This is a genomic window from Streptomyces sp. NPDC002643, from assembly GCF_053592555.1.
Window position 1 is genome coordinate 269,205 of sequence record NZ_JBSFVY010000009.1, and the last position, 15,291, is coordinate 284,495.

A 15,291-nucleotide genomic window follows, 5' to 3' on the forward strand; every position below is an offset into this window, starting at 1 on the left:
GGCAGGTTTTCCAATCGATGTGAGCTAGGTCACATCATATGGGGGGCGTGAGGCCGCCCTCCGGGACGGGCCCGCTGGTCCCCCGCACCACGAGCTTCGAGTCGAGCACCGCCTCCCGGGGCTCCAACTCCCCGTTCTCCAGCCGCTCCACGGCGAACCGCACCGCGTACTCCGCCATGAGGAAGGCGTCCTGACGGACCGTCGTCAGACCGATCGGCATCAGATGGGAGAGATGGCTGTCGTCGTACCCGACGACCGACAGATCACGCGGAACCTCGACTCCGGCCCGGGTCAGCGCCATCAACAACCCCATGGCGGAACGGTCGTTGCCCGCGAGTACGGCCGTCGGCAGCGGCAGCCCGCGCTCCCGCTCCGCCACCAGCAGCCGCCCGGTCTCGATCCCGGACTGCTCGGTGTGGTCGCCGGGAATCACCCTCAACTCGGCCTCCAGGCCGTGCCGGCGCATCGCGGCCCGATACGCCCGCCGCCGCTCCGCCGAACCGGGACCCCGGCCGCCGTCGATGTGCACGATCCGCCGGTGGCCCAGCTCCACCAGATGGTCCATGGCCTGGCGTACGCCTTTGCCCTCGGCGGTGTGGACGCTGTCGACATGGGCCCGGGGCACCCGCCGGCCGACGGAGACGGCGACCGTGCGCTGCCCGAGCGCGTCGAGGTCCGCGTCCGCCCCACCCGGGCCGAGCAGGATCACCGCCTCGCAGCGATGACTGAGCAGCGCCTCCACGGCCTTGGCCTCACTGCGCGCCGGGCTGGTCGCCGACAGCAGCACCTCATAGCCGAGCCGCTCGGCCTCGGAGTAGATCCCCTCCACCAGGTCGGCCTGGAAGATCTGATGGGCGGTGAACATGACACCGAGCGTGCGACTGCGCCCACGCGCCAGCAGCCGGGCCGCGCTGTCCGGGCGGTAGCCGATCTCGTCCGCGACCCGCAGCACCCGCTCCCGCGTCTCGCGGCCCGCACCCGGCTGACCACGAAAGACGATCGAGACCAGCGCCCTGGACACCCCCGCCTTCGCCGCGACATCCGCCATGGTGGGCCGCTGCTTCCCCGACGCATTCACTGAGAACCACCCTTCGCCGCGCCCAACCCTAGGGCAGTCCCGAAATCTCCCAGCAACAAGCTATTGACATGACATTTGGACAGGGGCCATCGTACTCGCACTAGAGCGCGCTAGTAGAGCGCGTCAGTGTCTTCTTCATCATCGTCCCCCATCGACTCCCCGGGTCTTCCGGAGTGAAGGGATTTCGCTGTTATGCCGCTGGAAGTGCTGACCATGGGCCGTGTGGGAGTGGATGTGTATCCACTCCAGACCGGGGTGGGACTGGCCGAGGTCACCTCCTTCGGCAAGTACCTCGGCGGCTCCCCGACGAATGTGGCCGTGGCCGCCGCCCGCTACGGCCGCAGCGCCGCCGTGATCACGAAGACCGGACGGGACCCGTTCGGGGAGTTCGTGCGGGCCGCGCTGGAGGGCTACGGGGTCGATCCACGGTTCGTTGGGGTGTCGGAGATCGCGCCGACACCGGTGACGTTCTGCGAGATCTTCCCGCCGGACGACTTCCCCCTGTACTTCTACCGACTGCCCAAAGCCCCTGACCTGGACATCGAGGCCGGGGATGTGGATCTGGAGGCGGTACGGGACGCCTCGGTGTTCTGGATGACCGGAACGGGCTTGAGCGAGGAGCCCAGCCGGTCGGCGACGCTGACGGCACTGGCGCACCGGGCGAAGGCCGGGATCACGGTGTTCGACCTGGACTGGCGGCCGATGTTCTGGGCCACCCCCGACCAAGCGCGCGGCTTCTACACGGAAGCCTTGCGGCACACCACGGTCGCGGTCGGGAACCTTGACGAGTGTGAGGTGGCCACCGGTGAGCGTGAACCGGTGGCCGCCGCGAAGGCGCTGCTGGCCGCCGGGGTCGAACTGGCCGTGGTCAAGCAGGGGCCCAAGGGTGTGCTGGCCATGGACCGGGACGGCTCAGTGTCCGAGATCCCGCCGGTCCCGGTGGACGTGGTCAACGGCCTGGGCGCCGGAGACGCCTTCGGCGGAGCCCTGTGCCACGGACTGCTGTCCGGCTGGGACACCTACCGCACGGTCGCCTTCGCCAACGCCGCCGGCGCCATCGTCGCCGGCCGGCTGTCCTGCTCCGACGCCATGCCCACCCAGACCGAAGTCGAGGAAAAGCTCCGCGCCACCGCGGCCGGAGACCGGACGACGGCCCCCGCTGACATCGAACGAGAGGTGTGACGAGGTGCAGACCGACCATGTGAGCCGCATCGTGACCGCCCGGGTCAACGATCCCGGTGCCGTCGCTGTGGCAGCGGCCCGACGTGTCAGGGCCACCTCGTTGCTCGGTGAGCACGGCAAGGCGATGATCATCGCGGCCGACCACCCCGCACGCGGCGCCAACGGCGTCGGCAACGACCCCAACGCCATGGCCGACCGCTTCAAGCTGCTCGACCGCCTGTGCGTTGCACTGGAACGGCCGGGCGTGACCGGGGTGTTGGCCACCGCCGACATCCTGGAAGACCTGCTGCTGCTCGGCGTCCTGGACGGCAAGAGCGTCTTCGGTTCCATGAACCGGGCCGGACTGGCGGGCTCGGTCTTCGAGATCGACGACCGGTTCACCGGCTACGACGCCCAGACGATCGCCGCCATGGGCTTCGACGGCGGCAAAATGCTCACCCGCATCGCACTGGGCGACCCCGCCACCCCGTCGGTGCTGGAGAACACCGCGCGGGCGGTCGACGAGCTGAACGACCGCCGGCTCATCGCGATGGTGGAGCCGTTCATCTCCCTCTGGCAGGACGGCAAGATCCGCAACGACCTCTCCACCGACGCGGTCGTCAAGTCCGTCACCATCGCCTCGGGCCTCGGACGCAGGACCGCCTACACCTGGCTGAAGCTCCCCGTCGTCAACGACATGGAACGCGTACTCGCCTCCTCCACACTCCCCGCGCTGCTGCTGGGCGGCGAGGTCAAGGACGCCGATGCCGCCTTCGCCTCCTGGGGCAAGGCACTGAAGCAGCCCACCGCACAAGGCCTGGTCGTCGGCCGTTCTCTTCTCTACCCGTCCAACGGCGATGTCGCCGGCGCGGTCGACCGGGCGGTGAGCCTGCTGTGACCGGCACCAACAAGTACCACCTGCCCAAGGGGACTTCGGCCGAGGGGGCGTACGACCTGGTCGTCACACCCGAGTCGGCGGGCTGGGGTTACTCAGGGCTCCGGATTCTGACTCTGGGTCCGGGTGAGGCGCACACGCTGTCCACGGGTGACTGCGAGTTCCTGGTCCTGCCGCTGAGCGGCGGCTGCACCGTCGCCGTCGACGGGCAGACCTTCGCGCTCGAAGGCCGTACGGATGTGTTCACCTCGGCCACCGACTTCGCGTACCTCCCCCAGAAGTCGGAGGCCACTATCAGCAGCGCGGCCGGTGGCAGGTTCGCGCTGCCCTCCGCCCGTACCGAGCGGAGCTCACTCTCCGCTCGGTACGGGCCCAAAGCCGGGGTGCCGGTGGAGTTGCGGGGTGCGGGCGCGTGTTCGCGGCAGGTCAACAACTACTGCCTGCCCGGCACCTTCGACGCCGAACAACTCCTGGTGTGCGAGGTGCTGACCCCGGGCGGCAACTGGTCGTCCTACCCGCCGCACAAGCACGACGAAGCCCGCACCGGCGCCGACGGCACTCCGGTGGAATCGGAGCTGGAGGAGATCTACTACTTCGAGGTCTCCGGCGGCGAGAACGGCTTCGGCTACCAGCGCGTCTACGGCACCCCCGAACGCCCCATCGACGTGCTCGCCGAGGTCCGCTCCGGGGACACGGTGCTGATTCCGCACGGCTGGCACGGGCCCTCCATCGCAGCCCCCGGCTACGACCTCTACTACCTCAACGTCATGGCCGGCCCCGGACAGGACCGCGCCTGGCTGATCTGCGACGACCCCGCACACGGCTGGGTCCGCACCACCTGGGATTCGCAGGACATCGACGACCGGCTCCCCTTCGGCGCCGAGGAGAACGAGTAATGGAAACGATCAGGCTCACCACCGCCCAGGCCCTGGTGCGCTTCCTCGCCAACCAGTACAGCGAACGCGACGGCCAGGAACACCGCCTCATCCCCGGCGTCTGGGGCATCTTCGGCCACGGCAACGTCGCCGGCATCGGACAAGCACTCCTCCAGGCCACCGCGACAGGCGAGGCGGATCTCCCCTACTACCTGGCCCGCAACGAACAGGGCATGGTCCACGCGTCGGTGGCGTACGCGAAGATGCGCGACCGGCTGGCGGCCTTCGCCTGCACGGCCTCCACCGGGCCCGGCTCGACCAACATGATCACCGGCGCGGCGCTCGCCACGACCAACCGCATCCCGGTGCTGCTGCTGCCCTCCGACATGTTCGCCACCCGCGTCGCCGACCCCGTCCTGCAGCAGCTGGAGGACACCCGGGGCGGGGACGTCACGGTCAACGACGCCTTCCGCGCCGTATCGAAGTACTTCGACCGCGTCTCGCGTCCGGAGCAGCTGATCCCGGCCGCGCTGGCCGCCATGCGGGTGCTGACCGACCCGGTCGAGACCGGCGCGGTCACCCTCGCGCTGCCGCAGGACGTCCAGGCCGAGGCATACGACTGGCCGGTCTCCTTCTTCCGGCGCCGGGTCTGGCACGTGGGCCGCCCGGTACCGGAGGCGGCTGCCGTCGAGCGTGCCGCACGGCTGCTGCGCAACGCGAAGAAGCCGCTGATCGTGGCCGGTGGCGGCACGGTGTACTCCGGTGCGGAGACCGCGCTGCGCGCGTTCGCCGAAGCCACCGGCATCCCCGTCGCCGACACCCACGCCGGCAAGGGCGCGGTGGCCTGGGACCACCCCTGCGCCGTCGGCGGTGTGGGATCGACAGGGTCGTACGCGGCGAACGAGCTGGCGAAGGACGCCGATGTGGTCCTGGGTATCGGCACCCGGTACTCCGACTTCACCACCGCCAGCCACACCGTGTTCGGCAACCCGGACGTCACCTTCGTCAACCTCAACGTCGCCCGCCTCGACGCCGTCAAACACTCCGCCGAACCCCTGGTCGCAGACGCCCGCCTCGGCATCCAGGCCCTCGCCGGAGCCCTGGCCGACTGGGAAGTCGACCCCGGATACCGCAACCGCACCCGCCAGTTGATCGCCCGGACACGGGAGATCGAGGAGGAGTGCTTCGCTCCCGACCGCAACACCGGCGACCTGCCTGCCCAGACGCAGATCCTCGGCGCCTTGAACGACGTGCTCGACGACCGGGCCGTGGTCATCAACGCGGCCGGCTCCATGCCCGGCGACCTCCAGCAGCTCTGGCGGGCCCGGGACCCGAAGGCCTACCACGTCGAGTACGCCTACTCCTGCATGGGCTATGAAGTCGCCGCAGGAGCAGGCGCCAAAATGGCCGACCCGTCACGCGAGGTCGTCGTCCTTGTCGGAGACGGCTCGTACCTGATGATGGCCCAGGAGATCGTCACCATGGTCTCCGAAGGACTCAAGGTCATCATCGTCCTCGTCCAGAACCATGGCTTCGCCTCCATCGGCGCCCTGTCGGAATCACTGGGCTCCCAGCGCTTCGGCACCAAGTACCGCTACCGCGACGGCAGTTCCGGGCAGCTCGACGGCGACGTCCTCCCCGTCGACCTCGCCGCCAACGCCGCCAGCCTCGGCGCGGACGTCCTGCACGCAACGTCGGTGGACGAATTCCGCACCGCGATGGAGAAGGCCAAGGCCGCCACCCGCACCACGGTCGTCCACGTCGAAACCGACCTCTACGGCCCCAACCCGCCCGGCCACGGCTGGTGGGACGTCCCCGTCAGCGAGGTCTCCGCACTCGACTCCACCCGCAGCGCCTACGACACCTACGCCGCCGCCAAGCAGGCCCAGCGCCACTACCTGTGAAGGACACCCTCAGATGAACACCATCCCCCACTGGATCAACGGCGCCCCGGCCACCAGCCCTGATACCCAGGCCGTGTTCAACCCGGCCACCGGCGCCGAGCAGGCCCGCGTCGTCCTCGGCGGCAGCGCGGAGGTCGACGCCGCCGTCACCGCCGCCGCCAAGGCGTTCGAGACCTGGGGGGAGTCCTCCCTCACCCAGCGCACCCAGGTCATGTTCAACTTCCGCCAGCTCCTCGTCGAGCACGAGGAGGAGCTGGGCCGGATCATCTCCGCCGAGCACGGCAAGACCGTTGACGACGCCCGCGGTGAGATCGTCCGAGGCCGGGAGGTCGTGGAGTTCGCCTGCGGCCTCGGCGACGTCCTCAAGGGCTCCTTCTCCGACCAGGTCTCGCGCGGCGTGGATGTGCACAACTTCCGCCAGCCGCTGGGAGTCGTCGCCGGCATCACCCCGTTCAACTTCCCGGCGATGGTCCCGCTGTGGATGCACCCCATCGCCATCGCGACCGGCAACACCTTCATCCTCAAGCCCAGTGAGCGCGACCCGTCAGCCGCGAACTTCGTCGCCGACCTGTACAAGAAGGCCGGCCTCCCGGACGGCGTGTTCAACGTCATCCACGGCGGCAAGGACGCGGTCGACGCGATCCTCACCCACCCCGGCATCGAAGCCGTCTCCTTCGTCGGCTCCACACCCATCGCCAAGTACGTCCACGAGACGGCCACCGCGAACGGCAAGCGCGTCCAGGCCCTCGGCGGTGCCAAGAACCACGCCGTCGTCCTCCCCGACGCCGACCTGGAGTTCGCCGCCAACCACATCACCGCCGGCGCCTACGGCTCCGCCGGTGAACGCTGCATGGCCCTCTCCGTCGCCGTCGCCGTCGGTGACGCCGCCGACGCGCTGGTGGAGATCCTTCAGCGCAAGGCGAACGAGGTGAAGGTCGGCCCCGGCGACGCCCCCGGCACCGAGATGGGCCCCCTGGTCACCAAGGCGGCCCAGGAACGCGTCGAGAACGCCGTCGGCACAGCCGCCACCCAAGGCGCCACCGTCATCGTCGACGGACGCGGACTCAAGATCGACGGCCACGAGAACGGCTTCTTCACCGGCCCCTCCCTCCTCGACCACGTCACCACCGAGATGGACGCCTACAAGGAAGAACTCTTCGGCCCCGTCCTCGCCATCCTCCGCGTCGACTCCCTCGACCAGGCCATCGACCTCATCAACGCCAACCCCTACGGCAACGGCACCGCCCTCTTCACCGCCTCCGGCGAAGCCGCCCGCCGATTCCAGCGCAACATCAAGGTCGGCATGATCGGCATCAACGTGCCGGTGCCCGTCCCCATGGCCTACTACTCCTTCGGCGGATGGAAGGACTCCCTCATCGGCGACAACCCCATCCACGGCCCCGAAGGCATCCGCTTCTACACCCGGCCGAAGGTCGTCACCACCCGCTGGCCCCAGCAGGCCCAGCACGTCACCGCCGGGTTCGACTTCCCCACCTCCAGCTGAAGCGACCCCCTGTCGACACCACTCCCCTCTCCCCTTCCCGAAGGACGCACCCCCATGGCAACGACGCCATCTCTCCGCACCACCGTGGGCAATCTGTGCCTCGGTTCCGCGCCCGACTCCTGGGGCGTGTGGTTCCCGGAGGACGAGCACCAGGTCTCCCCCACCCGCTTCCTCGACGAGCTGGCCGAGGCGGGCTACAAGTGGCTGGAGCTCGGGCCGTACGGATATCTCCCCACGGACCCCCAGCGGTTGAAGGAGGAACTCGACGCACGCGGGCTCCAGGTCTCCGGCGGTACCGCCTTCGGCGCGCTGCACCGGCCCGAGGCGTGGGACGAGATGCTCGCCCATGTCCGCCAGGTGGCCACGCTCACCCAGGCCGCCGGCGCCCATCACCTCGTGCTCATCCCTCCGATGTACCGGGACGAGAAGACCGGTGACTTCACCGAGTCCCCGGAGCTGACCGCCGAGCAGTGGGCCGGTTTCGGCAAGGCCGCCGACCGGCTGGGCAAGCTGCTGCTGGACGAGTACGACGTACGGCTCGTCATCCACCCGCACGCGGACAGCCACATCCAGACGCAGCCGGAGATCGAGCGGCTGCTGAACGAGTCCGACAGCGCGTACACCAATCTGTGCCTGGACACCGGGCATGTGGCGTACGGCGGTGGCGACAACCTCGATCTCATCCGGCGCTTCGGCGAGCGTGTCGGATATGTGCACATCAAGCAGATGGACCCGGAGATCCTCGCGCAGGTCGCCGCCGAGAAGCTGTCGTTCGGTGAGGCGGTCAAGCGGGGTGTGTGCGTGTCGCCGCCCGCCGGAGTGCCCAACCCAGCCGATGTCGTCGCCGAACTCGCCCGGCTGGACGCCGAGTTGTTCGTGATTGTCGAGCAGGACCTGTACCCGTGCGCCCCGGAGGTGCCGCTGCCCATAGCCGTCCGCACCCGTGAGCACTTGGCAGGCTGCGGTCTGACCGGAACCCGACGCCCCACCGTCAACCAGTAGGAGGTGGCCATGGACGTCAGGGACGACGCGAATCAGGCCCCCACTCGTACCGCCGATGACGCCCCGCCCGCCGTGTCGCGGCGGCTGCGGCTCATCACGATCATCGCCACCTTCGGCGGTCTGCTCTTCGGCTACGACACCGGTGTCATCAACGGTGCCCTGCCGTACATGACCGACGACCTCGGGCTGACGCCGGTCACCGAGGGCATGGTCACCAGTTCGCTGCTGCTGGGTGCCGCGCTCGGCGCGATCACCGGCGGGCGGCTGTCCGACGCGCGGGGCCGGCGGCGGACCATCCTCACGCTGGCCGTGCTGTTCTTCATCGGGGCGCTCGGCTGCACGCTCGCGCCGACGACGGCCGTGATGGTCGTCGCGCGGTTCGTGCTCGGTCTCGCCGTCGGTGGCGCGTCGGTGACCGTGCCCGTCTACCTCGCGGAGGTCTCCCCCGCCGAGCGGCGCGGTGCTCTGGTCACCCGTAACGAACTGATGATCGTGACGGGGCAGTTGCTGGCCTTCACCTCCAACGCGATCATCGCTCAGGTCGGTGGCGAGTCCGGTGGTGTGTGGCGCTGGATGCTGGTGATCGCCACCCTCCCGGCCGTCGTGCTGTGGTTCGGCATGCTGGTCATGCCGGAGAGCCCGCGTTGGCTGGCCTCGCAGAGTCGGTTCAACGAGGCGCTGTCCGTGCTCAAGCAGGTGCGGTCCCAGCAGCGGGCCGAGGCGGAGCTTGCCGAGGTGTCCGCGCTGGCCGTGAAGGACGAGCAGGAGAAGCTCGGCGGCTGGCAGGACATCAAGTCCACCCCGTGGATTCGCAAGCTGATGTTCGTGGGCTTCGGTATCGCGATCGTGCAGCAGATCACGGGCGTCAACACGATCATGTACTACGGGACGCAGATCCTCACCGACGCCGGTTTCGCCGCCGACAGCGCGCTGACGGCGAACATCGCCAACGGTGTGATCTCGGTGCTCGCCACGTTCGTGGGCATCTGGCTGCTGGGGCGGGTCGCCCGCCGTCCGATGCTGATGGCCGGTCAGGTCGGCACGACCGCCGCGCTGTTGCTGATCGGTGTGTTCTCGCTGGTGCTGCCCGCCGGTGACGGCCGGGCGTACGCGGTGCTGGCGATGACGGTCACGTTCCTCGCCTTCCAGCAGGGTGCGATCTCGCCGGTGACCTGGCTGATGCTGTCGGAGATCTTCCCGATGCGGATGCGTGGCTTCGGCATGGGTGTCGCGGCCGTGGTGCTGTGGCTGACCAACTTCGTGATCGGGCTGGTCTTCCCGTCGCTGGTCGACGGGATCGGGATCTCCAACACGTTCTTCCTGTTCGTGGTCGCGGGGGTCTTCTCGATCACCTTCGTGAAGCTCTACGTCCCCGAGACCAAGGGCCGCAGCCTCGAAACCCTCGAAGCGGAACTCAAGGCCCGCTTCTCCTGATCCCTCTTCTCTTCCCCACCCCGGGGCCGGGAGCGATTCGACTCCCGGCCCCCGCGAGCCCTTCGAAAGGGAAACGGCCATGACCGTACGCATAGGAGTCATCGGCGCCGGCTGGATCGGCAAGGAACACATCCGGCGACTCACCGAGACCGTCACCGGTGCCCGTGTCACCGCGGTCACCGACATCGACCCGGCCCGTGCCGAGGAGGCGGCGGCCCCGGTCGGCGCCAGGGTGCTGCCCGACGGCGCGGCCGTGGTCGCGGCGGACGACGTCGACGCGGTCCTCGTGACCTCGTGGGGCCCGACCCATGCCGAGCATGTGCTGAACGCGATCGCCGCCGGCAAGCCGGTGTTCTGCGAGAAGCCGCTGGCCACCACCGCCGAGGACTGTCTGAAGATCATCGAGGCGGAGACGGCGTTCGGCCGTCGTCTGGTGCAGGTCGGTTTCATGCGCCGCTACGACGTCGGCTACCGGCAGATGAAGCAGGTCATCGACTCCGGCCGGATCGGTGAGCCGCTGATCGTGCACTGCGCCCACCGCAACCCGACCGTGCCGGAGTCGTACACCTCCGCCATGGCCGCCCTGGACACGGCGGTGCACGAGGTGGACGTACTGCGCTGGCTGCTCGACGACGAGATCGTCTCCGCCCAGGTGGTCACCCCGCGCTCGACGAGCAAGCGGTTCGAGCATCTGAAGGACCCGCAGATCATGCTGTTCGAGACCGCCAAGGGCGTCCGTATCGACCTGGAGGTGTTCGTCAACTGCCAGTACGGCTACGACATCCAGTGCGAGACGGTCGGTGAGGAGGGCCTGGTCCGGCTGCCCGACCCGGCCTCGGTCGCCGTACGCCACACGGGAGCGCACACCACGACGGTGCTCACGGACTGGGTGGGCCGCTTCGCGGACGCCTTCGACACGGAGTTCCGCGAGTGGGTCGCGAACCTCGCCGCCGGCGACGAGCCCACCGGGCCCTCGGCCTGGGACGGCTACGCCGCCACCGTCATCACCGCCGCGACCGTCGAGGCCCTGGAATCGGGCCGCGTCGTCGCCACTGACCTCAAGCCCCGCCCGACCCTCTACGGAGGCACCGCGTGAAAATCGCCCTCGACCCCTATATGTTCCGGCACCTGTCGATCGACGACATGGTGCGTACCGTCGCCGAACTCGGTTACCGGTACATCGAGTTGTCGCCGCGCGACGACTTCATGCCGTTCTTCCTGCACCCTCGGGCGGACGACGAGCGTGTCGCCGAGTTCAAGCGGGCGCTGCGCACCCATGGTGTGGAGCTGTCCTCGGTACTGCCGCTGTACAAGTGGTCGTCGCCCGACGAGACCGAGCGGCAGGCCGCCGTCCGCTACTGGAAGCGGATGATCCAGATCACCTCGGATCTGGGCTGCGATCTGATGAACTCGGAGTTCAACGGCCGGCCCGAGAAGGCCGCCGAGAGCGAGGCCGCGTTCTGGCGCTCCCTGGAGGAGCTGCTGCCGGTGTTCGAGCGGGAAGGCATCGCTCTGAACCTGGAGGCGCACCCGGACGACTTCTGCGAGGAGAACACCCCCGCCGTAGATCTGGTCCGCGCGATCAACAAGCCGTGGGTGAACTATCTGTACTGCGCCCCGCACTCCTTCCATCTCTCCGGTCCCTCCCAGGTGGGCGCGGACATCGCGGCGATGATGCGCTACGCCGGCGACCGGCTGGGGCACGTGCACATCGCGGACTCCTTCAACCACAAGGGCTCCAGCGGCCTGCGGTACATCCTCAACCCTCCCGGCACCACCGCCCGTATCCATCAGCACCTGGACATCGGGCAGGGAGAGGTCGACTGGGACGCGTTCTTCGGCACCCTTCGCGAACTGAACTTCGACGGAGTGGCCACGGCCTGTGTGTTCGCCTGGGAGGAACGCGCTCGCGAATCCTCCGCGTTCATGCTTGACCGCATCTCGAAGGAACTCGCCTCATAGGTTTCATTTGCCTTTGAGCTAGAGCGCTCCATAAATAATTGAATACTACAGCCAGAGGGCCTTGCCGATTATCGATCAGAACCCGGCACGGCTCTCTGGCCTGCGTTTTTATGCCCATAATCGCCGTAACCTTTTCGTTGGAATTACCTCGCGAATAAGCGTTGACACCTTCGGCCAAAAGGGCGCTAATTTTCGCCAAAGAGGCCCCCATCCGTTCAGACCCGCAATTCTCCGCGGGCGCGGCGCCTCACAGATTCCTCAAGGGAGAGGTCGAAACATGCCGCACTCCGCTCACTCGCCCCGCAGAACCCGCAGCCGTCGGATCTCCGGCTTGCGCGCGCTGGCCGTCGTCCCCGCGCTGGCCCTGCTCGCCGTGGGCTGCTCGGCCGCCGCGAACGACGAGGCGTCCGGTTCGGGCAAGGGCACGTCGCTGTCGTCGGGCCTCGGGAGCACGGCGAAGGACCGCAAGGTCACCTTCCTGCTCGCCCAGGACCCGGGCGACCCGTTCTGGACGACCATCGCGCAGGGCGCCAAGGACGCCGCGCAGCTGCTGGACCTCGATCTGAACATGCAGACCAGCTCGGGCGACCAGTCGAAGTACAACGACCTCATCGGCAGCGCGGTCGCCGACAAGCCCGCCGCGCTGGCCGTCGTCCTGGACGACCCCAACAAGTACACCGAGAACGTCTGCGCGGCCCAGAAGGCCGGCATCCCGGTGATGACGTACAACATCACGCAGGAGGGCGAGGTCGGCGACTGCACCCTCGGCTTCGTCGGCCAGGACTTCGAAGAGGTCGGCTACCTCCTCGGCAAGCGCCTCCTCGCCGACCACCCCGACATCGGCAAGGGCGACACCGTCCTCACCCCCGTCGAGTTCCCCGACCAGGTCTACGCCGTCCAGCGCCACGCCGGTGTGAAGCGGGCCCTGGACGAGGTGGGCGCCAAGACGGAGATCCTCGGCACCGGCATCGAGGACTCCGCCGCCCTCGACAAGATCACTCAGTACCTCCTCGGCCACAAGGACACGGCCGCGATCGTCCCGCTGGGCGGCACCCCGCACCGCAATGTCCCCAAGGCCCTTGAGGACTCCGGTCTGAAGGTCCCCGTCGTCGGCTTCGACCTCGCTCCGCAGATCGTCACCGGTATCGAGTCCGGCGTCATCGACGCCGCCGCCGACCAGCAGGGCTACGTCCAGGGCTTCCAGACGGTCATGCAGCTCGGTCTGCTCCTCGACTTCGGTCTCAGCCCGGCCGACATCAACTCCGGCGGCAGCGGCCTGGTCGACAAGTCCAACGTCGGCATCGCCAAGGAACTCGCCGGCAAGGTCCGCTGACCCGTCCGGTCAGCACCCGACGGCAGCCACCTCTTCATCCGCCGACGACTCGGCCCGGGGCGGCCCGGCAGCACCGGCCGGCCGCCCCGCCCAACCCTTCAGGAAGGCAGTACGACCATGAGCGAGCGCAGCGGTCAGACGACCGCGGGGAGCATTGCGGCGGCCGGGGGCGCCGCCGTCGCGGAGGACGCCCCGGCCGGGGCCGTCCCCGCCCAGAAGCGGACTCTCGCGGACTCCGCCCCCACCAGCACCGGCGACCGGCTCAAGGAGCGCTTCCGGCAGATCCGCGGCCGCGGCGCGCTGGAGATCGGCCTGGTCTTCGTCCTGGTGCAGCTCGGCTGCATCGTCTACTACCTCGTGGACCCGGTGGGCTTCCCCTACCTGGAGAAGTCGAACTTCAACGTCCTCAGCCAGTCCGTCCCGGTCCTCGCGATCCTCGCCATCGGCGCCGGTGTCCTGATCATCGCCGGTGAGTTCGACCTGTCACTGGGCGCCAACTTCACCTTCTGCGCGCTGGTGTTCACCCGGTGGTACGCCGACGGGGCGAGCGCCTGGACCGCCACCGGCATGGCCGTCCTGACCGGTGTCGCGATAGCCCTGGTGAACGCGCTGCTGGTCACCAAGGCGAAGATCCCCTCGTTCATCGTGACGCTCGGCATGATGATGTTCTGGGAGGGCGCGGCGCTCTTCTACAACGGCACCACGGCCACCCTGATGATGCCCAGCGAGACGATGAAGCAGGTCTTCACGGCCGACTTCGGCTTCTTCCGCGGCCAGGCGCTGTGGATGGTCGGCATCGGCGTCGTGTTCTGGCTGCTCGTGCACAGACACCGGCTCGGCAACCACATCTTCGCCGTCGGCGGCAACCCGGCCGCCGCCCGCGCCATCTCCATCAACCCCGACCGGGTCAAGATCATCGCGTTCGGCATCCTCGGTCTGTGTGTGGCGCTGGCCGCGATCCTGACCGCCGTACGCACCGGTTCCGTCCAGCCCGGCACCGGGCGCGGTATGGAGCTGAAGGCCATCGCGGCGGCCGTAGTCGGCGGAGTGGCCCTGTCCGGTGGGCGGGGCAGCGTCCTCGGCATGGTCCTCGGCGCGGGACTCATCCTCACCGTGCAGGACATCCTGCTGCTCGGTGGTGCGCCCGGCTTCTACCTGGACCTCTTCGTGGGTCTGATCATCGTCGCCGCGGCCTTCTTCAACCGCATGATCGAGGGGAAGGCGAAGTGAGCGCCGCCGCGTCCACCGCCGGAAACGGAGCAACCACCATGTCCCCCACCGCCACCGAGGAGCGCACCGGCGAGGTCCTGCTGGAGCTGTCCGGCATCACCAAGCGGTACGGCGCCAACACGGTTCTGAACGACGTCAGTTTCAAGATCCACCAGGGTGAGGTCGTCGGGCTGCTCGGCGACAACGGCGCCGGTAAGTCGACCCTGGTCAAGACGATGTCCGGGGTGGTCGTCGCCGAGGAGGGCGACTACCTCTGGCGCGGCGAGAAGCTGAGCACGCTCAACCGTCAGGAGACGGAGAAGCGGGGCGTCGAGACGATCTTCCAGGACTCCGCGCTCGTCCCCTCGATGACCATCACCCGCAATATCTTCATGGGCCGTGAACTCACCAACGTTCTCGGCATGTTGAAGCTCAAGCAGATGGACGAGATCGCCGCGGAGATCCTGGACAGCGTGGTCACCATCGAGGGCATCAAGAGCCCCCGCCAGCTGGTCGGTTCGCTCTCCGGCGGCCAGCAGCAGGCGGTGGCGATCGCCCGCGCGGTGCACTTCAAGCGCAGTCTGCTGATCCTCGACGAGCCGACCAGCGCGCTCGCCGTCCGCGCGACCGAGGCCCTGCTCAACTACCTGCTCCAGCTGAAGCAGGAGGGCGTCAGCTCGGTCCTGGTCACGCACAACCTCCACCACGCGTTCCAGATCTGCGACCGGCACATCGTGATGAACCACGGCCGCAAGATCCTCGACGTCCGCCGTGAGGACACCAGTGTGGAGGAACTGACGGCGGCGGTCGTGGAGGGCCCGGAGGGCCTGCGCCGCCATCGGGAGGGGAAGCCGCTGGCCTGAGCCGACGGGGTACGGGAGGAGGAACGAGGGCGGGCACCGTTCGCGCGGTGCCCGCCCTCGCCCGTCCCCTC

13 protein-coding genes are annotated in these 15,291 nt (G+C 68.6%); 12 read left to right on the top strand and 1 reads right to left on the bottom strand.

The genetic code is table 11. The features are described 5' to 3' along the window. Positions 1-34: 34 nt before the first annotated feature. The gene (locus ACWD4G_RS16605) at positions 35-1,048 is read right to left on the bottom strand and encodes a LacI family DNA-binding transcriptional regulator (RefSeq protein ID WP_451293934.1); all 1,014 of its coding nucleotides are present in this window, start codon (positions 1,046-1,048) and stop codon (positions 35-37) included. A 222-nt stretch (positions 1,049-1,270) separates the two neighbouring features. On the opposite strand from ACWD4G_RS16605, the gene iolC reads away from it, so the two are divergent. The 12 genes from iolC (at position 1,271) to ACWD4G_RS16665 (ending at position 15,220) form a co-directional block, all read left to right on the top strand. Beyond that, the gene (gene iolC, locus ACWD4G_RS16610) at positions 1,271-2,260 is read left to right on the top strand and encodes a 5-dehydro-2-deoxygluconokinase (RefSeq protein WP_451293844.1); all 990 of its coding nucleotides are present in this window, start codon (positions 1,271-1,273) and stop codon (positions 2,258-2,260) included. A 4-nt stretch (positions 2,261-2,264) separates the two neighbouring features. Continuing rightward, positions 2,265-3,137 (top strand): Cgl0159 family (beta/alpha)8-fold protein, encoded by an 873-nt coding sequence (locus ACWD4G_RS16615; protein ID WP_451293846.1) that lies wholly within the window; start codon positions 2,265-2,267, stop codon positions 3,135-3,137. Then, positions 3,134-4,030 carry a 5-deoxy-glucuronate isomerase gene (gene iolB / locus ACWD4G_RS16620; protein WP_451293848.1) on the top strand — a complete coding sequence of 299 codons (897 nt, stop codon included), beginning with the start codon at positions 3,134-3,136 and terminating at the stop codon, positions 4,028-4,030. The genes ACWD4G_RS16615 and iolB overlap by 4 nt, the downstream gene beginning before the upstream one ends. Beyond that, positions 4,030-5,913 carry a 3D-(3,5/4)-trihydroxycyclohexane-1,2-dione acylhydrolase (decyclizing) gene (gene iolD / locus ACWD4G_RS16625; protein ID WP_451293850.1) on the top strand — a complete coding sequence of 628 codons (1,884 nt, stop codon included), beginning with the start codon at positions 4,030-4,032 and terminating at the stop codon, positions 5,911-5,913. The genes iolB and iolD overlap by 1 nt, the downstream gene beginning before the upstream one ends. 13 nt (positions 5,914-5,926) lie before the next feature. Continuing rightward, positions 5,927-7,417, top strand: coding sequence for a CoA-acylating methylmalonate-semialdehyde dehydrogenase (locus tag ACWD4G_RS16630; protein ID WP_451293852.1), 1,491 nt, complete (start codon positions 5,927-5,929; stop codon positions 7,415-7,417). A gap of 54 nt (positions 7,418-7,471) precedes the next feature. After that, positions 7,472-8,419 (top strand): TIM barrel protein, encoded by a 948-nt coding sequence (locus ACWD4G_RS16635; protein WP_451293854.1) that lies wholly within the window; start codon positions 7,472-7,474, stop codon positions 8,417-8,419. A gap of 9 nt (positions 8,420-8,428) precedes the next feature. Beyond that, a complete protein-coding gene (locus ACWD4G_RS16640; RefSeq protein ID WP_451293856.1) occupies positions 8,429-9,853 on the top strand; it encodes a sugar porter family MFS transporter in 1,425 nt (474 codons plus the stop codon). A gap of 79 nt (positions 9,854-9,932) precedes the next feature. Then, entirely contained in the window at positions 9,933-10,949 is a 1,017-nt protein-coding gene (locus ACWD4G_RS16645) for a Gfo/Idh/MocA family oxidoreductase (RefSeq protein ID WP_451293858.1), read from the top strand. Beyond that, on the top strand, positions 10,946-11,815 hold the full coding sequence (locus ACWD4G_RS16650; RefSeq protein WP_451293860.1) for a sugar phosphate isomerase/epimerase family protein: 870 nt from the start codon (positions 10,946-10,948) through the stop codon (positions 11,813-11,815). The genes ACWD4G_RS16645 and ACWD4G_RS16650 overlap by 4 nt, the downstream gene beginning before the upstream one ends. A 277-nt stretch (positions 11,816-12,092) precedes the next feature. Beyond that, the gene (locus ACWD4G_RS16655) at positions 12,093-13,148 is read left to right on the top strand and encodes a sugar ABC transporter substrate-binding protein (protein WP_451293862.1); all 1,056 of its coding nucleotides are present in this window, start codon (positions 12,093-12,095) and stop codon (positions 13,146-13,148) included. Positions 13,149-13,265: 117 nt separating this feature from the next. Next, positions 13,266-14,378 carry an ABC transporter permease gene (locus ACWD4G_RS16660; RefSeq protein WP_451293864.1) on the top strand — a complete coding sequence of 371 codons (1,113 nt, stop codon included), beginning with the start codon at positions 13,266-13,268 and terminating at the stop codon, positions 14,376-14,378. Positions 14,379-14,416: 38 nt separating this feature from the next. Continuing rightward, positions 14,417-15,220: an ATP-binding cassette domain-containing protein gene (locus tag ACWD4G_RS16665; protein ID WP_451293866.1), complete on the top strand. Its 804-nt coding sequence runs from the start codon at positions 14,417-14,419 to the stop codon at positions 15,218-15,220. Positions 15,221-15,291: the final 71 nt, after the last annotated feature.